This window comes from Nitrosococcus oceani ATCC 19707 (genome assembly GCF_000012805.1).
GTDB lineage: Bacteria > Pseudomonadota > Gammaproteobacteria > Nitrosococcales > Nitrosococcaceae > Nitrosococcus > Nitrosococcus oceani.
In genome coordinates this window covers 297,680-321,927 of the sequence record NC_007484.1, presented here as the reverse complement: position 1 = coordinate 321,927, position 24,248 = coordinate 297,680, and the positions used below count along the sequence as shown (strand labels likewise).

The window sequence follows — 24,248 nt, the reverse complement described above, 5'->3', positions numbered from 1 at the left end:
GCTTCAGTGAGCGTGACCATGGCCCGGTGCGGCGGGGGAAGCCGCCGCCAGATGAACCAAGTAAGCGCCGTGGGTAACAATGCGCTCACCAGCGGACAGTCCTTCACGGACCTGCGCATAGTTACCATCGCGAATACCTAATTGCACGCTGCGGCGCTCGAAAGACTCTCCTCCCAGCAAAACGTAAACCACCACTTGGCCATTGTGATCCACCAGCGCCGAGCGGGGAACGGTGAGATCATGGACCTTCTTGCCAGTGAGCACATGGACCTGGGCAAACATCCCGATACGCAGGGCTGGGTTAGGGTTGGGGAACTCGAACACTAGGGGCGTGGTCCGGCTTACCTCATCGACCTCCATACTAAACGTCACCCGCCGCGCGCCCTGGGCCGGGCCAATCCGGAAGGGCTGCTCGAAGCCCTCTACTTCAAACCAAGCAGCGGTAGGATCGTGCAAGCGCCCCAGGTCCGCTTCCGCGATTCGGGCTTCCAACCAAAGGCGGTCCGTTTGTACCACATGAAATAATGCCTGGCCTGTTGCCAGGTAACTGCCTGCCGTCACTTGAACCTGGGTCAGGAGACCCTTGATAGGGGCCCGGACAGGCACGCCAACAAGTGTCCCGGAAGATAGGACTTGATACTGCGCTAGACGGCGCTGGGCGGCTTCCAGTTCAGCCTTGGCGATAGTTTCCTCTTTCCGGGCCTCAATCAGACGGTGTTTAGGCATGGCGTTTTGTTTAAACAGATCTTCCAGGCGTTGACGCTCATGGGCAGCAAATTGATATTGGGAATGGCCCTTTTGCACCGCCAGTTGTAACGAGGCAAAGTCCGCCTCCCCCGCCATACGGGGGGCAATCTGGGCCAGGATTTGGCCTTGCGTAACAGCCATGCCCACCTGGGGAAAATCGCTACCGTGGGTGAGCAGGTGCCCTGCCGTTGGCGCATGAATCCAGACTTCGCCGTCAGAACGGGGGCGCACCACCCCGGTAGCCGCCACCGACTCCCGCAAGGTATGGGGCCGGACCGCTTCGAGGGCAAAATCCACCTGCCATTGCTGCTCCAGCAAGAAAGTGATTCCCCTTTCCTTCTCCGCTTCCGGGGGATGGGCGTGAGCAGCAGTCTTCAAGTCTGGATAAACCGTTACTCCGCCGAGGAAATGAGTCACGGTAAAAGCCGGAGCGACCAACCGGATAGCCAATTGGCGCCGCCCTGGATTCTGGGGCTTGACGATTGGCCGAAAGATTCTGGGAACCTGGGAACCATCGGCAACGAATTTTTCGAGGGGAAGATCTCCTCCTCCCAGGAACACGATCACGCGCCCTTGAGCCATGGGCAGGAAGCCCTCAAGTTGGGTCAGATGGACAGCAAAGGCAGACTCCTGGCCTACCACTAGGGGCAAGAATTCGACAAAGAGTTCCGTCTTATCGGTAAAATCAGTGATACTGATTCCCCCCAGTTCGGGCGTTCCCTCCTGGGGTGATTCTCGGCCAGCACTACAAGCCGCCAACAGAAAAAGCGATCCTAGCAACCCAAATCTCAGTATCTTCATGGCCAATCCTTTCCCATCAGCCGCTCAAGTTCAATCTGGGCCTGGCGGGCCCGTTGTTCCAACGCCAAAGCGCGGACAACCGTGTTCATTTCTTCCCGATAAGCATCCAGAAGCTCCAAAATCCCAACCTCCCCCCCTTCATAGGCGGCCCTGGCCGTGCGCACTAACGCCCTGGCCGCGTTCACATCCCTGCGGCGTACTTCCTGGGCCGTGGCAATCAGTTGCTGTACCTCCCGCCAACGGCCCCGCACCGCTCCCTGGGCCTCCATCAGCGCTAACTGGTATTCACTGCGAGCCACTTGCGCCCGCGCCCTCGCCCAATCCCGCTCAGCTTGATTGCGGTCAAACAGAGGCAAGTTGATCCCAGCAACAATGAAAGGACCGGTGTCACTACGCAAGGTCGAGGTATTGGTTACCCTTTTACTCCCTAGGCTTAGGGTAAGTTTTGGAATCCACCCCCGGGCAGCGGCTTGGCGTTCCAAGGAATAGGCGCTCATCTGCCGCTTTAGGCGTTGCAGATCGGGACGCAAAGTCATGGCTTGCAATAACGACGCCAAGGGGGGTGGAGGGTCGGGTAATAGGGCACCGGTAACCCCCTGATAATCAATGATTTGCTCCTGCCCGCCTAATATGGCAGCAAGTTGTTCCCAAATACGTTGCTGGGTGGCCTCCTCGCCCTGCAAGCGGGCCTGGACGGCAGCCTGTTCCCGGGTCAAGCGCAAATGATCATAGCCCGAGATCACCCCGGCGGCTTCCCGCTTCTGGACCACCGCCTCGATCACCTCCAAACGTTCCAACCACCTTGCCAGGTTCCCGAGCAATTCCCGCTGGTGCAGAGCCTGATAAAAATCCTGTCGTATCTTCGCAACCAAAGCTAAGCGCCGCAGTCGAGTATCCTGCCGGGTCGCCCGGACTCGCTGCTGTGCCGCGTCAACTTGCAGCCCCCGGCGACCGGAAAAATCGAATTTTTGGGTTAACCACAAAAACTGATCAATGCTGCCTCCCGCATCCTCCCGTTGATATTGAAGCTGGGGATTGGACCAAAGGGCAGCCTGGGCGGCTTCACTTTGCGCCATGCTTATCCGGCCCTCCACCCACTGTTTTATGGCGGGACGGGACAATCCCATACGAACCGCTTCCCGTATGGTCAGCCATTGGGTCGGGGAAGAGCGTGTTTCCGAGGCAGCTAAAAAACAGGGCGTCGCCAGCCACACCATCAACACGACAAGCAAGACTTTATAAAACCGATAGATAATCGGTTTTTTGTAAAAACGACTGGAGCCAAGGGGTATCATTTCTTATCTGGCCAGGAATCCCAGTATGATTTCAGTCAATTGATGGAGGGGCTCGGCAGCGAGCAGGAGCCCGCTTAGCGCCACCCCGGTGCAAACACCGAGCATTCTTGGGTAACTCCACTGGGCTTTCTGGGGGCTGGCCAGCAAGAATTCCACTCGTGCAACGACTTGGCTGCCCATAAAGGAAGGCAAGGGAACCGGCGCGGAACGGCGTTGACGACAACACCAGCGCTCTACCTGCACAATGGTGTCCGCCACCAGTAAGCGATCACCCACTTGCCTGGCGGCCTCTTCGTCACAGGCCTGCTCGGCTGCCAAGGATAGGTCTTCCAGCAACTTTCGGCGTAGCCAGGAAATATGGAGGCCAGCCGCCGCTCGGGCGATAAAATAGCGGGCCGGATCATAGCGATAAAAATGGGCGCGCTCATGGGCTAAGACAGCCGCTAACTGCGGTGGCGAAAGATCTCGCAGCAATTTTGTGGAAATAAAAATCCGGGGCTGGGAAAAACCGGAAGTAAGCGCCAAGGGCCATTCGCTTTCTACTACCCAAATACCACGAAAAATATCAGGAGAACCGGCCAAGCTGAGGGCGCGAATGAGCCGGTGTGCCCGCAACAATTCCCAAACCATCCTGCTCAAAAAGAATAGAGCTAGCCCACTCAAGGGAAGTAGCAGAAACCAGGGCAGATCCCTTTCCATTACCGCAAAGGGATGCAGCAAGCAATGGTAGGAAAAATCCACCCCGGCAGGCTGGCAATGATCAGGCGCAACCCCTAAGTAGCTTAAAACTGGGGGCAAAAAAATGAAGCCGGTTAGTAACACCCCCGCCGCGGCGGGAGCAACCGCCCAAACCAGCGCCTGATTGGCCCGAAGCGCCGGAGGCAATAGCAGGAGTCGGGGGCAAACCCAAGGATACAAGAGAGCGCAAAACAGCGCGGTTATCATGGCAAACCCACACCAGGCCACAAAAGCAAACGGAAAAACTTCCATCAATACCCTCATGGCGGATCATCCTCTTGCTGCTGTCTGCGGCGCTCCGCAATCAACTGCTCCAGCCGATCCAGGCTATGCTCATCCACCCGAGCGGCAAAATCCACAAAGGTCGAGAGCAAATCGTAGCCCTTACCCGCGGATAAAACATGCGCAACTTGCCCCATGAGCTGGGCCATCAATTCTTCCCGCCGCACCGCAGGCGCATAAACATAAGCATGGCGGACTTTCTCCCGGCTCAGCAGCTTTTTTCGATATAACCGCTCCAAAGCCGATTGAACGGTATTTAAGGAAATGCCCCGCTGGGTGCCAATACCTTGATGCACATCCTTAGCATCCATGGCGCCCTCGGACCATAGATATTCTAGAACGGCAATTTCCAGCTCACCGAGATAGGAAGACCGAATCGACAGCATCGCCCTGCCACCTTTAAAAAAAATTATTATTACAAGATTAAAAACCGATTGTCAATCGGTTTTGGCGCACAAAAGTCTCTGGTTGAGGGCGTCCCGTTCCCGTAAAATGAAGTATCAATTCCTGAGTTTTGAGTCGTCAATCCCTTTAAAATGACTTACCATCCTAACTATTTATTCCTGTGAAAACAGAATACGAATAATAACCTTTATCTAGGAGCCGTTATGAATTTTCACGTTACCAGTGGGACCCCCGAGAAACAACGCACCGCTGCCCTTGTGGTGGGCATCTATGAAGACGAAAAACTCTCTTCCTATGCCCAGCGGATTGATAAAGCCAGCGAAGGTTATGTGTCTCGGCTTATCAAGCAAGGAGATTTTACCGGCAAAAAGGGACAAGCCCTTCTGCTTTTTGCTCTCCCAGGCGTTAAAGCCGAGCGGGTTTTACTGATGGGATGTGGCCAGAAGGACAAGGTAACGGCCAAGAATTTACGCCAGAGCTGGTCGGGCGCCGTCAAGGCGCTACAAGCCTGTGGCGCTACCGAGGCAATGATCTGTCCGCTGGAAGCGAAGCCCAAGGACGAGGAACTTACCCAATGGGCGCGGCTCATCGTAGAAACGGCTGAACAGGCTTTATATCGTTACGAACACACTAAGAGCAAAAAGGAATCCTTAAAAAAGCCGCTCGCCAAGCTCACTTTGCTATTGGATCAACGCTCCCAACAACCACTAGCGGAACAGGGTATCCAGCAAGGTCAGGCCATTGCCAAAGGTGTTAACCTGGCCCGGGACTTGGGCAATCTACCGGGGAATATTTGCACGCCTACTTATTTGGCCGACGAAGCCCGCCGATTAGCCAAAGAATACAAGTCATTAAAGGCAAAAATCCTGGAGCAAGCCGAGATGGAAAAGCTCGGGTTAGGAGCGCTGCTTGCCGTATCCCGGGGCAGCCGGCAGCCGCCCAAGCTCATTACCCTGGAGTATAAAGGCGCCCCCGGCAAGCAAAAACCCATTGTGCTGGTAGGTAAGGGATTGACTTTCGATGCAGGCGGCATCTCCATCAAGCCTGGGGAACGCATGGACGAAATGAAATACGATATGTGTGGCGGGGCAGGCGTTTTAGGGACGATGCAAGCTTGCGCCGAGCTGGAATTGCCCCTCAACGTGATTGCCGTCGTACCCAGCTCCGAAAATCTCCCCGACGGCGCGGCTAACAAACCGGGAGACGTGCTTACCAGCTTATCGGGCCAAACCATCGAGGTGCTCAACACAGATGCCGAGGGCCGTTTGATTCTCTGTGATGCGTTGACCTACAGCAAACGCTACCGGCCTGATGTGGTCATTGATGTGGCGACCCTCACGGGAGCCTGCGTGATTGCCCTGGGTGCCCATGCCAGTGGTTTACTGAGCAACGATCAGAGCCTGGCGGAGCACTTGCTCGCCGCTGGACAAACCAGTGATGACCGTGCTTGGCAGCTTCCCCTCTGGGACGATTACCAGCAGCAGCTGGACAGCAATTTTGCGGATATGGCCAACATTGGCGGCCGGGGGGCCGGCACTATTACCGCGGCTTGTTTCCTGGCCCGCTTTACCGAAGAGTTTCGCTGGGCCCATTTGGACATTGCCGGTACCGCCTGGCTCAGCGGTAAAGAAAAAGGGGCAACCGGACGCCCGGTGCCTTTGCTCACCCAGTATCTTATTCAACGCGCCCAAGAAGCGAAAACTTCATAATGGCTGATGACTAAGGTTGATTTCTACTTGTTGACCAGCCGCCAGCCGCAAGCTAGCAAGCGGTTTACCTGTAAGTTAATCGAGAAAGTCTACCGGCTTGGCCACCAAGTTTATATTCAAGTGGAAGATCAAGCCCAGGCCCAGGAAATGGATGATCTCTTATGGACCTTCCGCCAGGGTAGTTTCGTACCCCATGCCCTGGTTAATAGCGAGGAGGCCACCGGCACTCCCGTGCTTATTGGTTATGATGGGGAACCGGGAGGAAAGCTGGAACTCTTAATTAATCTTGGCGCGGAAGTGCCAGCTTTTTTTTCCCGTTTCCAAAGAGTAGCGGAAGTTATCGGCCCGGATGAAACTCATCGCCATGCTGGCCGTCAACGTTATCGTTATTATCGGGATCATGGCTGCTCACTAGAAACACATGAATTAAATTTTTAAGGAACTGCTTTACTTAGAAAGGCGAAGAGTTCAGCCAGAATCTGCGAGTGGGTGGCCATGGAAAAATGAATATCTTTCTCCTCCGGAAGGAAAATTACCCATAACACCTTTTAGGAAATTGGCCTCTTATTTATAACTTATTGCTATCGAGCACAATTCATCTTCTGCCGTATTAATAGCGCAAGCGAGCTATAAGCAAAAAATTTTTATCAAAGTAGAATTTTTATATCTACTCTATGTTATAGAGTCACCATGAATCATTCGCGGTTATTTGAAGAACTCCTGCTTGAGCTTCAGATCCTCATAAACTCAAACGATGAGTACGACTTGATCAAGTCATCACGCGTTCTGCGACAACTTCTACTAGACGGGGATGCACTGCTGCATCTCGTCAATCGTGAGCTGCGCGTTTCTCCGCAGTTTTTAGCTCGAAATATAACGCAGCCACTGGAGGATTTTTTTGAACCTGAAATCTATCCACAAAACGCTACTGATGAAACGGTTCAACTTAGTCTTAAAAACTTTCTCTCTTTTACTATAGGCAATACAGAGGGCAACCAAATCTCAGTAAGAGACATAATTAAGTACGGTGCTATTGTTCTTGGTGGCGTACACTTTAAGGAAGATCCAAAAGGTGAATACGCTAATATTGCGAGGCTGCATAATGAGCGAGAGCCGACAGCATTTTCCCAAGTCCTGCTTGCATTGAGAAATATCGGCGCTATCGTCCGCGACGAACTTATTCCAATTAGAAACCAACTTCTTATGCGGAAACGGTTCGAATCGGGTATTGGCTGGACCGCTCTTTTGTCTCTAAGACTTCTTCCCGTTCCCGCAGATGAAGAAAACTATATCCTTGATATCGGCACCAGAGAAAAATTGAATCGGTTTTCCATCTTTGTTGATACGAGGGAGGAATTAACGTTTCGCGTTGTCGATAAAAAAGGAGAAAGAAGATATTTGCGTGCTGGGAGAGTCGGCGAAGCAATACCACTTGAAAGACCAATTACCATACTCTGCGAATTGAATACATTAGGAAGCGACACATTACTAACTATTCGAGCGGGTAGCTGGGATCATGCTGAGATTGTGCAAGGAAAATTTCTGGATCAAATCGGCAAACCGTTCCACTTCGTCATCGGTAGCGATTGCACTGGACGCAAGTCAACTCATATGGATATATTTGGTACTCTAGTAATTTCACGAATCCTCAGTGATTTTGAAACTTCTCAGGCAGTGTCCCACTTCGTCCCAAAAGCTAGGGTAGCAACCCATTATGCCAATTTCTCAGGGAACCAGTTTCTTTATTCAACCGGGCACCCGAATTTCGCTCATGAGGATACGAAGCATAATAAATTGGACGTTTAATCATGCTAGAAAAGTTTATCCAGGATGCGCTCATAATCTGGGCCACTATATCTGGGCCACTATCGACCCAATGCCCTATACTCACCGCCCATCTGTCTCCTAGTGATCGTCGACGGGCTGCGTACAAAACGGTTATCTACGCCGAGGCTGCTCTGACGGGATCAGCAGTGATCGGCTAATTGATACTCAGCACAATGGGCATCCATCTCGTTTCCTTCCAATGGGGTGGAGGTACTATTTTGTTTCTCTTTGGTTTGCCGATGATCTTCGGTTTATAGGCTCAGCAATCATGCCAGAAACACGAACACGACATTGCCGTTTTTACTCTAGCGATTCCAGCTGCTGCGACGCCGAGCGCAATCTTGCAGTGATACTGCTACGGACAAGTTTGACTTTCCTGTGTTAGTGGCCTTGATAGAGCAATTAATAGATCTCAAAGAGTTAGCGATATTATCAATTGAGAATAAAAGGGATAAGCACCTGAATAATATTGCTCTTCTGAAAGCAGTTGATGGGTAAGAAATGCTTTCAGAATTTTAATAAAATTGGAATTAATAATGATTAAACGGGTATTTTTGATATTAGCTATATCATTGAGTTTGACTACATGTAGCGTAATACAAATACACCGAATCGATAGCTCTATTTCCCAATATGAAGATATTGCGGAGCGTGTTTCTCTTGGTGATAGCAAAGAAGAAGTGCTGAACGTTTTGTTACCAACTCAGTCTCGACTTAACCAATCTGAACGAAAGGGTTCGGAGCAATCTATCAATGATGATGGCGTTCTGTGGTCGAGATATATTATATGCGCTCGTCGCGACAGCCTGATGGATTGACAACGGATGATGAGTTTACTCCCTATGTTTTCAATGACGGAATTCTCGTCGCTATTGGTTGGCACTCTTTAGGTGGTCCACACTCTCAAGGCCAGACAAGAAGATAAGCGTATAACAATCACAAGCAAAACAGATAACTCCTTCGGAGCCGCCGTTGTTGAGGGGCAGTTAGATCCTAATTTCTCCTGATGATTCAAAAATATTTTAGTCCAATTTATTACTCTCGGAATTTTTGTCAGTTTAAAAAAATACGGCTATGCCGTATGATTTAATTATGTTCACCGTGGTTGAGACCCTGACGTTTTCCAAGCTGGCCGCTGATTACTGGACCGAGGAAGAGCGCGGCGAGTTTGCAGCTTGGCTTGCCGCCAACCCAGAAGCGGGCAATGTAGTTCCTGGCTCTGGTGGAGTGCGCAAAGTCCGTTGGTCGCGCAAGGGCAGCGGCAAGCGCGGTGGAATCCGAGTGATCTACTACAATCGCCTGGTCCACGGTGAAATCTGGCTGTTACTGCTCTATGCCAAGAGTGCCCAGGAAGAGATCCCTGCCCACGTGCTCAAAACGATAAAGGAGGAAATCAAAAATGCCACTGACTGAGAAAGAGTTACTGGAACGCGATGCGAAGCGCGATATCGGGGCAGAGCTACTGCAGTCTATCCGACAAATGAAAGCAGGCAATCGCGGGCGTGTGCATTATGCAAGCATTTCATCGGTGACTGAGGCTCGCCACAAAGTGGGGCTTTCTCAAGCACAGTTTGCCGCTCTTCTAGGGGTATCCAAGCGGACCCTTCAAGACTGGGAGCAAGGGCGGCGAGAACCTTCTGGGGCAGCGAAATCCCTGCTCAAAATAGCCAAGAAACGCCCTGATGTGCTCCGAGAGATTTTCAGCTGAAGCGGGTCCATCTTCTCTACTATGTAAGGTTTGGCCTAATGGCCGAGCTTGCAAGGAGGCGGTTTCCAGCCGCAGTTTTTATGAATTCAAGCTGATTAACTCTTGACCGTTCTAGCACTTCTGTTGTAACTAGTGATTTTGACGGAGATGACCGAGCTGATCTGGCCATCAGTATCCTTCGGAAAAAAACCGGGGAGCAATCCCCGCTTGGATTTTATTTCCTCATATCGAGTAAAATCATAAACTTTCAAACCTTGGCACGAAGTCACTCAGGAAGAGTATGCTTAAAGCATGAAACAGTGGTTGAAGGTAGGTTTGCTTCACCTTGTCTCCGGGCTTAAAACCGGGATGTTGTTACTCTTTTTATTGCTTGCCGCTGCCTGCTCGGATTCTCCTGATAACCCTGTCCCCACCCTAAAATGGTACGTGTTCGATGAGCCCTCCGGGGCCTTTGAGACGGCGGCAAAACGATGCTCGGCGGACGCCAAGGGTGTCTATCAGGTGGAAATCGCCGCCCTGCCCGCTGATGCCAGCCAACAGCGGGTACAATTGGTGCGGCGGCTAGCGGCGAAAGACACGGCTATCGACCTCATTGGCATGGATGTTATCTGGACCGCTGAGTTCGCCGAGGCGGGCTGGATTTTGCCCTGGCTAGGAGAGGCGGCGGACCAAGCCAGACAAGGGCGCCTACCCTCCACCATTGAAAGCGCTACCTATGACCACCAACTTTGGGGCATCCCCTTCACCAGTAACATTCAATTGCTTTGGTACCGCACCGATCAGGTAGCGAAACCGCCCCAGAGCTGGGATGAATTGATTCAAAGCGCCGAGGCCCTGGGAATCGGCACCTTGCAAGTACAAGGGGCACGCTATGAAGGTTTGACCGTCTTGTTTAATTCCCTGCTAGCCTCCGCTGGTGGCTCCGTGCTAGACAAAACCGGCAAGGCGGTTTCCTTGGAAGCAACGCCCACTGAAAAAGCTCTCCGTATTATGAAGCGCATCGCCACTTCCCCGGCTACTAACTCCTCCCTTTCCATTGCCCGGGAAGATGAAACCCGGCTCGCCTTTGAAGGGGGCAGCGCCTTTATGATCAACTATACTTATGTTTGGCCCAGCGCCCAGCAGAATGCCCCCCGGGTCGCCGCCCACATGGGCTGGGTCCGCTGGCCAGCAGTTATTGAAGGTCAACCTAGCCGGGTCACCCTAGGAGGCATTAACTTAAGTGTCGGCGCCTATTCGCGATATCCCCAGCTGGCTTTTCGAGCGGCTACCTGCATCGCTTCCCAGGAACAGCAACGACTTGCCGCAATTAAGGGGGGGCTGCTGCCTACCTTTGAGAAGCTCTATGCGGATCCCTCGATTAGAGAAGCCCTTCCCTTCGCGGACACCCTGCGTGCTACCCTTAAGAATGCGGCCCAACGGCCCTCAAGCCCCCTCTATAATGATATTTCCTTGGCCATCAGCCGGACGTTGCACCCCATGAAAGCCATTGATCCCCAGAAAGATATTGCTAGGTTGCGAAAAAACATCAATCGGGCCCTTCACTCCCAGGGGTTACTATGAATCCTCGAGGCAAAGCAGAACGCCGATTAGGATGGCTACTCTGCGCACCGGCGGTCATTACCATGGGGGCGGTGACTGTCTACCCTATTCTCTATGCCTTATGGCTGTCTCTGCATCGTTATGATTTACGTTTCCCCGCCGATCGCTCCTTCGTCGGCCTAAGCAATTACTGGAGTGTGCTCAGTTCGGAACTTTGGTGGCAAGCCCTGGGCAATACCCTGATGATGACCGCTGGTTCAGTGTTAGTCGAGCTAGCGCTTGGTTTTTGCCTAGCTCTGGTGATGCATCGCGTCCTCTTTGCCCGTTCCCTGGTGCGAGCCGCCATTCTCATCCCCTATGGGATGATTACGGTGGTTGCGGCCCTGGCCTGGAAGTTCGCTTTTGATCCCACTACGGGGTTTGTAAACGCCCTATTTAACCTGGAAGGCGCCTGGCTAACGGAACGTTGGTCGGCATTTTTCGTTATTATCTTCACCGAGATCTGGAAAACCACGCCCTTTATGGCCTTACTCCTCCTTGCCGGGCTGACCTTGATTCCAGAGGATCTGCTCAAAGCAGCCCGGGTAGATGGGGCCTCGGCAATACAGCGTTTCTTTAAAATCACCCTGCCCCTCATGAAACCCACCATACTGGTGGCCTTGCTATTCCGAACCCTGGATGCCTTTCGTATTTTTGATACCGTATTTATGCAAACCCGAGGCGCTCACGGGACCGAAACAGTTTCCATGACCGGTTATAATGCCTTGATTGTCCGGCTCAACCTAGGTCTCGGCTCAGCCGTCTCGGTCCTCATCTTTATTGCCGTGATACTCATTGCCCTGCTGTTTATCAAAGGCTTTGGAACTTCTATTGCTCGGCAGGAGAGCGAAAAATAAGAATGCGCGGAAAATTCAAGCGAAATTTGCCCGAGCGTCTTTTTTGGGGCGCTAGCAGCCTCATCGTCATGGTGTATGCCCTCATTCCCGTCATCTGGATTATTTCCCTTTCTCTCAAAAGAGGCGCCGATCTTAATGACAATCGCTTCTTTCCCGCTACCGTCAGTTTTGAGCATTACCAAGCTATTTTCCAGGATCCTCAATTTCCAGCCGCCCTATGGAATTCGATAGGCATTGGCGCTATTTCTACCCTGCTTGCCGTCCTCTTGGCCATGTTTGCCGCTTATGCCATTGTCCGGCTGGAGTTTCCCGGTAAACGACTCATTCTCTCAGGTGCCCTGGCTATTGCCATGTTTCCCCCCATTGCCATTATAGGTCCTTTGTTCAATTTATGGCGGCAAATCGGTCTCTTTGATACCTGGTTGGGGTTGATTCTGCCCTATATGACGTTTACCTTGCCCCTGGCTATCTGGACTTTATCCGCCTTTTTCAAGGAAATTCCCTGGGATCTGGACAAAGCCGCCCGCGTTGACGGCGCCACGCCCTTCCAAGCCTTTCGAAAAGTTATCGTGCCTCTAGCGGCCCCAGGCGTGTTCACGGCGGCCATTTTAGTCTTTATTTTTGCCTGGAATGATTTTTTATTCGCCATGTCACTCACCTCAACCGCCCAAGCCCGAACAGTGCCCGCGGCCATTGCTTTTTTCACTGGCACATCCCGCTTTGAACTGCCCGTCGGTTCCATTGCGGCTGCTTCTGTGGTGGTCACCCTTCCCATTGTGGTGATCGTTTTAATTTTTCAGCGCCGCATCGTAGCCGGCCTCACCGCCGGTGCGGTTAAAGGCTAATTTTATGGCAGGCATTATTATTGACAAGGTGACTAAACGCTTTCCCGATGGGACTGAGACGCTTAGTGATGTCAGCTTGAACATCGAGGATGGAGAATTTTTCATTTTGGTGGGTCCTTCAGGCTGTGGAAAATCCACGTTACTCAATATGATCGTGGGACTTGAGGAGATCACCCGAGGAGAGATACGGGTGGATGGACGAGTAATCAATACCCTAGACCCCAAGGATCGGAACATGGCCATGGTCTTCCAGAGTTATGCCCTTTACCCCCATATGACGGTAAGGGAAAATATGGCCTTTCCCCTGAAGCTAGCCAAAAAACCCAAGGAGGAAATCCTCCAAAAGGTCAAGCAAGCAGCCGCAATACTGGAACTTACCGAACTTCTGGACCGTAAACCTGCCAGCCTATCGGGAGGCCAACGACAGCGGGTCGCCATGGGCCGGGCCATCGTGCGCCAGCCCCGAGCGTTTTTGATGGATGAACCCTTATCTAACCTAGACGCCAAACTCCGGGTACAGATGCGTACCGAACTAGCACGCTTGCAAAAGCGCCTGGGTACAACCACCATTTATGTGACTCATGATCAAAGCGAAGCCATGACCTTGGGCGACCGAGTCGCTTTGCTCTATCAGGGAAAGGTACAACAAGTGGGAACACCCCGAGAACTTTACACGGTCCCCAATAATTTATCGGTAGCTAGCTTTATCGGCTCTCCAGCCATAAACTTCCTCCCGGCCCGGGTAGAAAAAGACCGGCTTATTTTGCCCATGACTCAATTTAAACTCCCGCCTAACCTGGAAGGCCAGTTGTCAAACTTCCAGGGACCTGCTATCGCTGGTATTCGGCCTGAACATTTGCAAGAAGCCGATTCCGCAAAAGAAAAGCAAGCAATGTTTCCTGCTTTCAAGGCAACCGTCGATGTCATTGAGTGGATGGACGCAGAGGTCTATGCCCACTTTAACATTCAGGGGGAAATAAGCGAATCACTGCAAAGCTTGACCAAAGATTTAGAAATTAAAGCTACCACGGATAAAACTATCCGACTTGTGGCCCGGCTAGATGGAGCAAGCTACGCTAGGGAAGGAGTAAAATTGAAGATGCAGCTTGATCCTTGCAAGCTGCATCTTTTTGATATCCAGAGCGGTGAAAATCTTATTTGTTGACCTCTCTGCCATGAGAGATATTTATATTTCTTATTTCACTGTGATCTTATTTTCAACATCCTTGACTCCTTTAATACTCCGAGTAATCCTTTCCGCTTCCTCGGATTGTTCCTCGGTCGCCACAAACCCGCTTAGCTGCACCACGCCTTGGTAAGTGTTTACCTCAACATCAGTGCCACTAACCAGTGGATCGGAGAGTAAAGAGCTCTTAACCTTTGAGGTGATCCAGGCATCGTCAACGTATCCTCCCGCGCTCTGCTTAGGGCTGTCGGCGCAGCCTAGCATTAAAACAGCCATAAAAACGATTAGCATAAATCCTATATATTTAATTGGATTTTTCATCTTTTTATTCCTCCAGATAACATCAAATTAATATTTACCCTCGCTGCGGAAAACAACGGATAATTACAAGCGGGGTCCCCACCCTGCAACAAGGGAGATTAAAAAAGCTATTAAAAATAAGAAAAACAGAACTTTGGCGATCAGCGCCGCCGCGCCCGCGATTCCTCCAGAATCAAGAGCACCAGCAAAGGACTATAAATAAGAATGACTACAGCCCACCATAACATCTCGTCCTTACCTCCTTATTTACCTGTTAGAAACCGATAGCTAACAATAATAACGCTCTATTCTTTAATAATTTTAGATTAAAAAATAAATAATTCTACTGCAAAGACGATCTCACCGTCTCATCTCGCTCGGGTATCCCAAAGGCTACTGGATCAGATAGGCTGATGGAGACAGAAATTGAAATTTTTTCTTCATTTGACTCTGATGAATTTCAGTCCTGAACCTTATTATATTATAGAGCGTATATTGAACCGTTACCTGTTCTAAATAGTAATTATATCCTCAAGAGGTTTCGCCATAATGAAATTAACTCACTCATTTATATTATTTGTGTTCTTTTACGATCTCGCCTTAGCAGAATCTGTGACGGTAGATATAAAAGAGTGGCCAGTGCCTTATGAAAATTCCCGTCCCCGTGATCCTTATGTGGCCCCGGATGGAAGAGTCTGGTTTTGCGGACAACTTAACGGATACATCGCCATGCTAGATCCTGCTACAGGCAAGTTTAAGAAAATGGATATGACAGACGGTGAACGACCCCATAACCTAATTATTGATAATCAGGGCACCCTCTGGTATGCGGGTAATACGCTTGGCTATATTGGCCGGCTGGACCCCACCACGGGGGAGACAAAAAAATATCTAATGCCAGATAACGTGCGCGATCCCCATACCTTGGCCTTTGATAGCAAAGGCGATATATGGTTTACCGCCCAGCACAGTAACATTATCGGTAAACTATTTGTAAAAATAGGGGAAGTAAAAGCCGTCGAAGCATCAACGCCTGGAGCGCGCCCTTACGGGATCGGCATAGATTCCAACGACCGGCCCTGGGTTGCCCTATTCGGTACCCATAAATTAGCTACGGTTGATCCGGAGTCTTTTACTATTGAAGAGATTGAACTACCCCGCAAGAAAACTTTGCCCAGGCGGTTGGTTATAACTTCCGATAATACTGTTTGGTATGGCGATTACAAAGGTGGTTATCTGGGCCAATACAATCCAGAAACGGCTAAAATAAAGGAATGGCCCATGCCGGGTGGAAAGCGGTCCCAGCCTTACGGTATGAGCGTTGATGATCGAGATCGCATATGGTTTGTCGCGACGGGATTAAGTCCAAACCTCCTCACCGGATTTGATTCAAAAACAAAAGAATTTATCAGTGAAACCGCAATACCCAGTGGAGGCAAGACTATTCGGAATATGTATTATTACCCACCGGAAAGGGCAATCTGGTTTGGCGCCGACACAAACACGATAGGACGGGCTATTATTCCTTAAATAAATCTTTTGAATAATGTATAAAAGCTTATTTTATACTTAAAATTCATCTTTACAAAGAATAGATTTAATTACAATTTTTGCCTTATAAAGGCTTCACGGTAGCGAATTTCAGGTCAAAAGCCAAGCTTTCTACCAGGGTGATTTTGAGTAAGGCAGAAAGTTCGGGAGGTGATCCGAGAATCCCCGCCCAGAGGGCGGGGAGTAGGATTGGAAAGCGATTTCAATGCTCCATTTCGCTTGGATATGAAAGAGCCAAGTGGATCAAATCAGCTTGAGTCCGCACTTGAAGTTTTTTCATCACTTGACCCCGATGAATTTCGACTGTTTTGATACTAATATCTAGATCGGAGGCAATCAACTTATTAGGCTGCCCCTTCAGTACTAGCGCCATAACTTCCCTTTCCCGTGGAGTCAAGCGCATCATCCTTATGATAATTTCTTCCCGTTCTTTTTGTTCTTCCCGGAGATATTGACTCTTCTCAATACTTTCCCGGATACATTTCATTAATAATGGCTTTTCCAAGGGCCGGGTAAAAAAGTTAACCGCCCCACCATGGATAGCCTCTACTGCCTCGGGCACTGTTCCCTGGGAAGAAGTAAAAAGAACAGGAGTTAAACTATTCCGGTCCCGCAATTCTTGCTGCAATGATAAGCCGCCCATCTCGGAGACATGATTATCGAGCAGTAGACAGCCTGGGTGGGCAGGGTCAAATTTGTCCAAAAAGGACTCAGCCGAGAAATAGGATTTAGTACGCCACCCGGCGGAAGCAATCATTCGGCACAACGAACTATGTGTCTTCTCATCACTATTAACGATAAAGACTCTTGCTTCAAAATTATGCTGGCTTCCAGAGTGATCGTGAGCGCTTGGGAAACATTGATTCATCCTATTCATAAAAACCTCCTAGTAAATACAAAAAAACTTTTGTAATAACGGTTGCCCAACCCACCCATTTAATTAATGCAAGGTAAATACCAAATATATTTAGTTATATATAAAACAATAATATAAAAACTAGCTGGTATCTCATATCCACTAAACCGTCTCTAATAAGAGACGCTTTATAGCCGTGAATATAATTTGAAGGGCAGAATTAAGAATTAGCCACGCCGGTATGGCGATAACCAGCAATGGATTTTTAAGAGCGGAAACGGGCAGCTAGCAAGCGAGATTGGTTTTTTTCTACCCCCTTTTCAATATGGCGTAGTAGAGATTTTGTGCTATCGGGTATTTTCTTCTCCAATAATTTACTCGCCAGTAGTTTTAATTTTTCCTCTTCCTCTTTCTGATTTTTTAAAATAGTATGGCGTTCATGATCGGATAGGGCTACTTTAGCATAGGTAATCATTTCTTCCACTGCCTGTTTCTCTGGATCGAGATCGCTCGGCATACCACCCATTTCACGGATATGGAACTCCAATTGGCCTGCCCAATCCTTATGGTGGTTTGCCAATTCATTAAAAAGCTGAGTCAACAGGGGATCATCGGTAAGATTTATCAAACTCCGATAGTCACGCTCAATATGCATACATGCAAGAATCATTTCATCCAGCATAACCTCTCTATCATCTAGCCACATCGCTTGTTCCTCCGCAATACGGTGCTGCTTATTACTTACTACGAGTATAGCTCCTGTTAGCTGATTTATGATGAAAGATAAGGCGCGCTGCAGGCGGAAAATACAGGGCAAAAGCCGCTAACCTTCACAGGTAGACAATAATTTTACGGAGAACTCAGAAAATATCTCAAGGGAAATCACCCCAGGGACGACAGCCCGGGGAATAATAAGATCATCTGGGATTGAAAAAAGTAGATCCGAAAATCAGGCTAGAACCTATGAAAAGTATTGATTGCAGATTTTGGCTTGTATCTTCTGAATAACGCACCCTTTCCTGATCACAAGGATAGCTTGGTTGGATAAGATACCGTATAAAAATAAAGAGGTAGCGGCATATGACTATGCCGCTACACAGCATTTATATCGCCTGTAGAAAACTATTTCAAACTATTTCTAAACTCTTCTACCTGCTTCTCCGCCTCCTCTCTTTCTATTCCGTAACGTTCTTGTATCTTGCCGGCAAGAATTTGTTTATTACCCGCGGCTTCATCAATTTCATCGTCCGTGAGTTTTCCCCATTTTTGCCTGGCATGTCCCTTGAATTGCTTCCAATTACCTTCAATTTGATCCCAGTTAATAGGCATAACTTTATCTCCTTTGTATTTACTCAATAATAAAAATTTTTTTAACTGCTTCTTAACAAGCAGGCTTAAAAATTTATAGACTGCCCATAATTATTTTTCAAGTTTTTAGAAAATATTTTCAGCTATAAAACGGTACCCCAGTGAAACTTTCTTAAGATTAACAGGACAAACCCCTGTCCAGAACGGACGTAAATACTCTTATAGAAGCATGAGATAAACTAATGTTAGCTTAAAGATTGTCCCTTCCCATAGAAAATTAGGGTAAGCCCTTATTTACTTCTACCTTAGATCCTACTTAAGATGTTAGACATATCAGAATCATCCTTTATCAGAAAGGATAAGAAGCTACGAATATAGTTTTTCAACATCTAAAGGCAATTTATAAGGCAATGAAATACCTAGACGAAGCCCATCACATGGTGGGTCTCTCAAAAGCAACACGCAATTTGCAAAACGCGATACAAAAGGTGGCACCCTTAGAGGCAGCCGTATTGCTATACGGTGAAAGCGGGACAGGAAAAGAACTAGCGGCGCGTATGATCCATGACCTCAGCAATCGTCGCGAAAGCCCCTTTATTTCGGTAAATTGTGGTGCCTTGCCCCGTGAGTTATTGAACACCGAGTTATTTGGACATGAGAAAGGCAGTTTCACAGGTGCTATCTACCAGCATCAGGGATATTTTGAGCAGGCGGACGGCGGAACGCTTCTGCTTGATGAAATTACTGAAATGCCATTAACCTTCCAGATTTATCTGCTACGCGCTTTGGAAACCGGTACCTTTAGGCGGGTTGGGGGCCATCAAGAAATAAAAACAAATCCGCGAGTGATCGCCACGACTAATATTGATCCTTGGCAAGCAGTCGAAACGGGCAAACTGCGCTCTGATCTTTTTTTCCGATTAGCGGAATTCCCCCTCTATCTTACGCCGCTTCGGGATAGAGACGAAGATGTTATATTACTGGCCCAGTATTTCCTTGATGGCTTTAATGAGACTTATAAAGAGAACAAGCAATTCACAAAGGATACCTTGCAATTTATCTCTACAAATAGCTGGCCCGGAAACGTGCGGGAATTACGCCACGCCATTCATCATGCTTTCATCCTGGCAAATGATGAAATAGATGAAAAGGAATTCCATACAGGGCAGAGACAAAGTAAGCCCTGTTATCAGGACAAGCTGGTCCATTCCCTTGTGGGTTTATCTATTGAAGATATAGAAAAAAATCTGATACCCGCCACGCTCGATCACTTTAAAGGGGATAAAAAGCAAACGGCGCAATGTCTGGGTATCAGTTTAAAGACTCTTTACAACCGTCTTAATTTCATTAACGGAATAGATGGAAAGGAAGATTTAAATAAAATAGTTAATTTCTCAACCAAAAATCCTAATGCTTTTTTATCTAGAGAGTCCGACTAATAATTGCTTTAATATTTTCATCCAGCACCCGTAGCAACAGCTTCATTATGACCTTCCTGCGGGAGTTCTTTAACATTCTTAAAGATTTTTTCTACTTCCACCAAATTAAGAGTTTCGGCTTCGATAAGCGCTTTTGCTAATGCGTCTAGCTTCGCGCGGTTTTCTTGAAGCAAATTCTCCGTCTTCCTTTCCACTTCACTAAGGATACGGCGGATTTCATCATCAATAATTTGAGCCGTCTGCTCGCTAAAATCCCGCGGTTGAGACAATTCTCGGCCCAGAAAAACATGCTCTTCACTTCGTGAAAAGGCCGCTGCCCCAATCTTATCACTCATTCCCCATTGGCAAACCATACGGCGGGCCAATTGAGTCGCCTGTTTAAGATCGGATTCAGCCCCTGAGGTGACATCACCAAAAGTAATTTTTTCCGAGATGCGTCCCCCAAGCATCACCCCCAGCCGATCAAGCAAATAAGCCCGCGACAAACTATGCCGTTCTTCTTCTGGAGCTTGTTCCGTCACTCCTAAAGCCATACCACGAGGAATAATGCTGACTTGGTGCAGGGGATCAGCCTCAGGTAATAACCATGCCGTCAAAGCATGGCCCGATTCATGGTAAGCCACAAGCTTTTTCTCCTCCTCGCCTAAAATCGTTTCCCGCTTGGCGCCCAATACGATTTTATCCCTGGCAAGGTTAAACATGTCCATGTCCACCTCCTTCTTGCGTTCCCGTCCGGTCAGCAAGGCCGCCTCATTCACCAGATTGGCAAGATCAGCCCCAGAAAAGCCCACCGTACGCCTAGCAACTCTTTCCAAATCCACATCAGCAGCGAGGGGAACATTCTTGGTATGGACTTCTAACACCCGTTGACGGGCTTTTTTATCGGGAAGATCGAGAACGACTTTACGGTCAAACCTTCCCGGTCTAAGTAAAGCAGGATCAAGCACGTCAGGACGGTTAGTCGCCGCCAAAACCACAACATTTTCATGGGCTGCAAAACCGTCCATTTCGCCCAAGATTTGATTTAAAGTCTGCTCCCGTTCATCGTGGCCACCCCCAAGTCCCGTCCCCCGGGCGCGTCCCACGGAATCGATTTCATCAATAAACAAAATCGAAGGCGCCTCTTCCTTGGCGGCCTTAAACATATCCCGCACCCGGGCTGCTCCCACGCCAACGAACATCTCTATAAAATCCGAACCGCTAATGCTATAGAAAGGGACACCCGCTTCGCCGGCCACCGCCCTGGCCAAAAGTGTTTTTCCCGTCCCAGGGCGGCCTACCAAAAGGATACCTTTGGGAATCTTGGCGCCTACCGCTTTGAACTGCCCTGGTTCCTTCAGATAATCGACAATCTCTCGCAGATCACGCTTTGCGTTTTCCACCCCGGCAACGTCTTCAAAAGTGACTCCTATACTCCCCTCGCGAAAGCGTTTTACCGGCGCCTTGCCGAAACCAAAGGGACCACCCCTGCCTCCTCCCATCATGCGTTGCTGCATCCTATAGGAGACATAAAAAATCAGGCCCAATATCAAGAACCAAGGCAGTATTCCAATGATGGCCTGCATCCACAAGGAGGGTTCTTCGCTCTTCGCTTGCACAACTACTCCTTTTTGCTCCAGCAGTTTCATCAACTCTGGATCATCAAAGGGAGGTCTCGTCGTGGAAAATCCTTTAGAGTCCTTGCCTTCTGGCTGTATATTTCCGCCAGCTTCGTGATAGGTGCCTGAAATATGCTGACCCTCAAGGGTAACTTTTGCAATCTTCCCTTGATGTAATGCCTGCTTAAACTCCGTATAAGTAATTTCATCTCCTGCCTGACGGCCTGCATTGCCAAGCCAGGATATTAGAAAAATACCCAAGAGGATTATCCAGAGCAGATAGCGCCAATTAAGGGGGGGCGCTGCTGGAGGTGGAGAGGCTTGCTTTTCGTTATCCATCAGCAACTCCTGAGAAGTTAGGACTAGGCCTAAAACATATTAACAATGTAAATGGTATCAAAAAAATTACGGCTTTATTACTTATTAAAGCCTAGCACATTATAACTCCATTCATTCCCATCATTTAGCTTAACGCAGGAAAGAGAAAATATTTTTAAGAACAACTTTTAATAACATAATGCCTTCCTATTCAATACCTAACAAGCTGCTCCCAATCAATAATTTTAACGTCATGGGCTATTAGCTCCCGGCGTACCTGGTCATCGGAAGAAGGTTCCACGGGGCGGGTGAGATCCCATAGCACGTAAACATTAAAGCCGGCATTAGCACCGTCTTCAGCGGTCCATTTTATGCAAACGTCACGGGCAAGGCCGCAGATAAATAATTCTTCTATACCCCGCTCCCGCAAATAACCCGCTAATCCGGTAGCAGGACGCTCACCTGCGGAATTCCAGTTATTATGAAATCCGCTATAGGAATCGCTCTCTGGATCGGTTCCCTTACGTATGATGGCCGCCACCTTTTCCCAGGGCAGATCTCCATGAAGTTCAGCGCCTGACGTTCCCTGGATGCAGTGATCAGGCCACAGGGTCTGGGCGTAACCGTTGATTTCAAGGGTAGCCATAGGTTCAGCCCCTGGGTGGCTGCTGGCAAAGGAGACATGACCGGGTGGATGCCAATCCTGAGTCGCCACATAATGGCAAAATTTATCGGATTCCATCAGCAATCGCACTGGCTCGATGATTTGGCTGCCATCTGCTACAGGAAGCCCACCTCCAGGTAGAAAATCTGGTTGAATATCTACCAATAATAATACGGCGCGTGCCTTATTAAAGGTAACAGGGGGTCTTTCCATCTTTAGAAACTCCTCAAGCTTTGGCAGCCGCTTTTTTCTACTATAGTTAAAACTAACAGAAAAATTCTGGTAGAACGTACAGGCCACTATTTATTTACTACAGTTAAAACTTAAGCATAGCGAAAATAAAATACCTTGCTAATTTGGAAAATATTTACTGGGTATTATTATATTTATTAAACAGCGAGATTTTAGTGAAAAAACAAATTCAATCCTGGCATAAATCTGTTCCCTATAATTTCTCAATCACTACCTTGCGTTATAGTATAGTGATTGCAGGCGGCATCCTGTCTTTTATCATGCTTGCACAGCACCTCCACCAACACGGAGAACTTTGGTTCGATGCACCGGCCCTAAATTTCTTGGCTGAACACCGCACTTTATTGTTGGATAATTTTTTTCTTTGGATCACCTGGGCTGGCTCCAGTTTTTTACTTCTTCCCATCAGTATCGGCATTGCAATCATCCTGATTCGCTATCGTTATTACCCGGCTGCGCTGCTTATGGGGTTAGGTTTCAGCGGCGCCAGTCTTATGACTAAAATGATAAAAACCCTAATGGTTCGGGAACGGCCGGTATTATTTCCACCCTTGGAAATATATGGCGGATTCTCCTTCCCCAGTGGGCATACAACCCAAGTAGCTGCCTTTGCCCTTTCCGTTTTTCTGATCATTTCTCGAATTTGGCCACGCTGGCAATGGCCAGCGGCTATACTATTAACTGCACTCGTCCTATGCGTCTCCACATCAAGGCTGTACCTGCAAGTCCACTATCCTTCCGACATCCTGGGAGGATGCTTAGTTGCCTTGATATGGGTTCTCAGCATAGACATCCTTATTCGAACCACCATTCGAATTGGAACCCTCAAAAAATCAGGAGGATAATGATGGATTCGCTTCTAAAGTTGCTGGAATTCGGACAAAGTTACTGGATCGATAACCTTACCCGGCGCATGATAAAAAACGGAGAATTAAAGCACCGGGTTGAAGAGCAAGGTCTGGGCGGGGTCACCTCCAACCCCAGCATTTTCCATAAGGCCATTGCTAACAGCGATGATTACGACCCACAGATTGAAACCCTGATCCGGGAAGGCCGCTCTAAAATTGAAATTTATGAGGCCCTCATCACCACCGATATCCGGGATGCCTGCGATATTCTCCATCCTGTCTATAAAGAACGAAAGGGCCAGGATGGTTTTGTCAGCCTTGAAGTTTCACCCTATCTTGCCCATGACACCGAAGGGTCTATTCAGGAAGCCCGGCGCCTATGGCAAACTGTGGACCGACCCAATTTATTTATCAAAATTCCCGGTACTGCCGCCGGTGTGCCTGCTATTGAAGAATTGCTCTTCGAGGGAATCAACATCAACATTACTCTGCTATTTTCCATCGACCATTACCAGGCCGTGGCCGAAGCCTATCTCAGAGCGCTGGAACGGCGCCTTGAAGCGGGCCAAACTGTAGAGAACATCGCCTCGGTAGCCAGCTTCTTTCTAAGCCGGATCGATGTTCTGGCCGACCAGCTCCTAAGCCATCGCATTCCACCAGAGGGAAAATCCCCTTCAGCCCCTCATCCGGAAAACCTACGAGGCAAGGTGGCCATAGCCAACGCCAAATTAGCTTACCAGCGTTTTAAGGAAATTCTCCAAAGTGAACGCTGGAAAACACTTGCAGGCAAAGGAGCCCAAGTACAGCGTATGCTCTGGGCTAGCACTAGCACCAAGAATCCGGCTTACCGGGATGTGATGTACGTCGAACCTCTCATTGGCCCTTATACAGTCAACACCCTGCCGGAAAAAACAATTAAAGCTTTTGCCGACCACGGTATCGTTAAAGAAACGGTAGAAGAAAATATTGAAGAATCTCGAAAAGTTTTTGCCGATCTGGAAAAAATTGGCATTGATTTCAATTTAGTCACCGCCCAGCTGGAAAATGAGGGCGTGCAGAAATTTATCGATCCTTACGATGCCCTGCTAGCAATGTTGGAAGCCAAATGCGAAGACTGTAAAAACAGGTAGATA

23 protein-coding genes and 1 pseudogene are annotated in these 24,248 nt (G+C 48.8%); 13 read left to right on the top strand and 11 right to left on the bottom strand.

Annotated features, from left to right (window positions below):
* Positions 1-3: 3 nt before the first annotated feature.
* The 4 genes from NOC_RS01690 to NOC_RS01675 are packed head-to-tail and all read right to left on the bottom strand — an operon-like array spanning position 4 to position 4,249.
* Complete coding sequence (locus NOC_RS01690; protein ID WP_002812754.1) at positions 4-1,548, bottom strand: efflux RND transporter periplasmic adaptor subunit; 1,545 nt, start codon at positions 1,546-1,548, stop codon at positions 4-6.
* Positions 1,545-2,843, bottom strand: coding sequence for a TolC family protein (locus tag NOC_RS01685; RefSeq protein ID WP_011330292.1), 1,299 nt, complete (start codon positions 2,841-2,843; stop codon positions 1,545-1,547). Before NOC_RS01685 ends, NOC_RS01690 begins: the two co-directional genes overlap by 4 nt.
* A 3-nt stretch (positions 2,844-2,846) precedes the next feature.
* Entirely contained in the window at positions 2,847-3,845 is a 999-nt protein-coding gene (locus tag NOC_RS01680) for a M56 family metallopeptidase (RefSeq protein ID WP_002813339.1), read from the bottom strand.
* Positions 3,842-4,249 (bottom strand): BlaI/MecI/CopY family transcriptional regulator, encoded by a 408-nt coding sequence (locus NOC_RS01675; protein WP_002813631.1) that lies wholly within the window; start codon positions 4,247-4,249, stop codon positions 3,842-3,844. The genes NOC_RS01680 and NOC_RS01675 overlap by 4 nt, the downstream gene beginning before the upstream one ends.
* A gap of 222 nt (positions 4,250-4,471) precedes the next feature.
* On the opposite strand from NOC_RS01675, the gene NOC_RS01670 reads away from it, so the two are divergent.
* From NOC_RS01670 to NOC_RS01625, 9 genes are all read left to right on the top strand, one after another.
* A complete protein-coding gene (locus NOC_RS01670) occupies positions 4,472-5,977 on the top strand; it encodes a leucyl aminopeptidase (protein ID WP_002812011.1) in 1,506 nt (501 codons plus the stop codon).
* A gap of 6 nt (positions 5,978-5,983) precedes the next feature.
* Entirely contained in the window at positions 5,984-6,415 is a 432-nt protein-coding gene (locus NOC_RS01665) for a DNA polymerase III subunit chi (RefSeq protein ID WP_002814122.1), read from the top strand.
* Between the two features lie 252 nt (positions 6,416-6,667).
* Complete coding sequence (locus NOC_RS01660; protein ID WP_002814116.1) at positions 6,668-7,783, top strand: hypothetical protein; 1,116 nt, start codon at positions 6,668-6,670, stop codon at positions 7,781-7,783.
* A gap of 1,095 nt (positions 7,784-8,878) precedes the next feature.
* Positions 8,879-9,217 (top strand): transcriptional regulator, encoded by a 339-nt coding sequence (locus NOC_RS01650; RefSeq protein WP_011330289.1) that lies wholly within the window; start codon positions 8,879-8,881, stop codon positions 9,215-9,217.
* Positions 9,204-9,512 (top strand): helix-turn-helix domain-containing protein, encoded by a 309-nt coding sequence (locus NOC_RS01645; RefSeq protein ID WP_011330288.1) that lies wholly within the window; start codon positions 9,204-9,206, stop codon positions 9,510-9,512. Before NOC_RS01650 ends, NOC_RS01645 begins: the two co-directional genes overlap by 14 nt.
* A gap of 291 nt (positions 9,513-9,803) precedes the next feature.
* Positions 9,804-11,075, top strand: coding sequence for an ABC transporter substrate-binding protein (locus NOC_RS01640; protein ID WP_002813128.1), 1,272 nt, complete (start codon positions 9,804-9,806; stop codon positions 11,073-11,075).
* Positions 11,072-11,950 (top strand): carbohydrate ABC transporter permease, encoded by an 879-nt coding sequence (locus tag NOC_RS01635; RefSeq protein ID WP_002813969.1) that lies wholly within the window; start codon positions 11,072-11,074, stop codon positions 11,948-11,950. The genes NOC_RS01640 and NOC_RS01635 overlap by 4 nt, the downstream gene beginning before the upstream one ends.
* A gap of 2 nt (positions 11,951-11,952) precedes the next feature.
* Complete coding sequence (locus NOC_RS01630) at positions 11,953-12,795, top strand: carbohydrate ABC transporter permease (protein WP_011330287.1); 843 nt, start codon at positions 11,953-11,955, stop codon at positions 12,793-12,795.
* A gap of 4 nt (positions 12,796-12,799) precedes the next feature.
* Positions 12,800-13,960, top strand: coding sequence for an ABC transporter ATP-binding protein (locus NOC_RS01625; protein WP_011330286.1), 1,161 nt, complete (start codon positions 12,800-12,802; stop codon positions 13,958-13,960).
* 30 nt (positions 13,961-13,990) lie between these two features.
* On the opposite strand, the gene NOC_RS01620 is transcribed toward NOC_RS01625, so the two are convergent.
* Entirely contained in the window at positions 13,991-14,302 is a 312-nt protein-coding gene (locus NOC_RS01620) for a BON domain-containing protein (protein WP_002812697.1), read from the bottom strand.
* Positions 14,303-14,365: 63 nt separating this feature from the next.
* Positions 14,366-14,476: pseudogene (locus tag NOC_RS18480) on the bottom strand (DUF1328 family protein); the annotation flags it as partial.
* Positions 14,477-14,830: 354 nt separating this feature from the next.
* Here NOC_RS18480 and NOC_RS01615 point away from each other — a divergent pair.
* Positions 14,831-15,811: a Vgb family protein gene (locus NOC_RS01615; protein ID WP_002812638.1), complete on the top strand. Its 981-nt coding sequence runs from the start codon at positions 14,831-14,833 to the stop codon at positions 15,809-15,811.
* Between the two features lie 223 nt (positions 15,812-16,034).
* Here NOC_RS01615 and NOC_RS01610 read toward each other — a convergent pair whose 3' ends face one another.
* The 3 genes from NOC_RS01610 to NOC_RS01600 all read right to left on the bottom strand — a co-directional run bounded on the left by NOC_RS01610 (position 16,035) and on the right by NOC_RS01600 (position 18,017).
* Positions 16,035-16,709, bottom strand: a complete 675-nt coding sequence (locus NOC_RS01610; protein WP_011330285.1) for a response regulator transcription factor — start codon at positions 16,707-16,709, stop codon at positions 16,035-16,037.
* 244 nt (positions 16,710-16,953) lie between these two features.
* Complete coding sequence (locus NOC_RS01605) at positions 16,954-17,394, bottom strand: DUF2383 domain-containing protein (protein ID WP_011330284.1); 441 nt, start codon at positions 17,392-17,394, stop codon at positions 16,954-16,956.
* Positions 17,395-17,810: 416 nt separating this feature from the next.
* Positions 17,811-18,017 carry a CsbD family protein gene (locus NOC_RS01600; protein WP_002812511.1) on the bottom strand — a complete coding sequence of 69 codons (207 nt, stop codon included), beginning with the start codon at positions 18,015-18,017 and terminating at the stop codon, positions 17,811-17,813.
* Positions 18,018-18,433: 416 nt separating this feature from the next.
* On the opposite strand from NOC_RS01600, the gene NOC_RS01595 reads away from it, so the two are divergent.
* Positions 18,434-19,435 carry a sigma-54 interaction domain-containing protein gene (locus tag NOC_RS01595; protein WP_244860135.1) on the top strand — a complete coding sequence of 334 codons (1,002 nt, stop codon included), beginning with the start codon at positions 18,434-18,436 and terminating at the stop codon, positions 19,433-19,435.
* A 17-nt stretch (positions 19,436-19,452) separates the two neighbouring features.
* On the opposite strand, the gene ftsH is transcribed toward NOC_RS01595, so the two are convergent.
* Together ftsH and NOC_RS01585 are read right to left on the bottom strand one after the other, a co-directional pair.
* On the bottom strand, positions 19,453-21,372 hold the full coding sequence (gene ftsH, locus NOC_RS01590; RefSeq protein WP_002814302.1) for an ATP-dependent zinc metalloprotease FtsH: 1,920 nt from the start codon (positions 21,370-21,372) through the stop codon (positions 19,453-19,455).
* A gap of 190 nt (positions 21,373-21,562) precedes the next feature.
* Complete coding sequence (locus tag NOC_RS01585; RefSeq protein WP_011330283.1) at positions 21,563-22,228, bottom strand: nicotinamidase; 666 nt, start codon at positions 22,226-22,228, stop codon at positions 21,563-21,565.
* A 194-nt stretch (positions 22,229-22,422) separates the two neighbouring features.
* On the opposite strand from NOC_RS01585, the gene NOC_RS01580 reads away from it, so the two are divergent.
* On the top strand, positions 22,423-23,112 hold the full coding sequence (locus tag NOC_RS01580; protein WP_231561396.1) for a phosphatase PAP2 family protein: 690 nt from the start codon (positions 22,423-22,425) through the stop codon (positions 23,110-23,112).
* Positions 23,112-24,245, top strand: a complete 1,134-nt coding sequence (gene tal / locus NOC_RS01575; protein ID WP_002812891.1) for a transaldolase — start codon at positions 23,112-23,114, stop codon at positions 24,243-24,245. The genes NOC_RS01580 and tal overlap by 1 nt, the downstream gene beginning before the upstream one ends.
* The last annotated feature ends 3 nt before the right edge of the window (positions 24,246-24,248 follow it).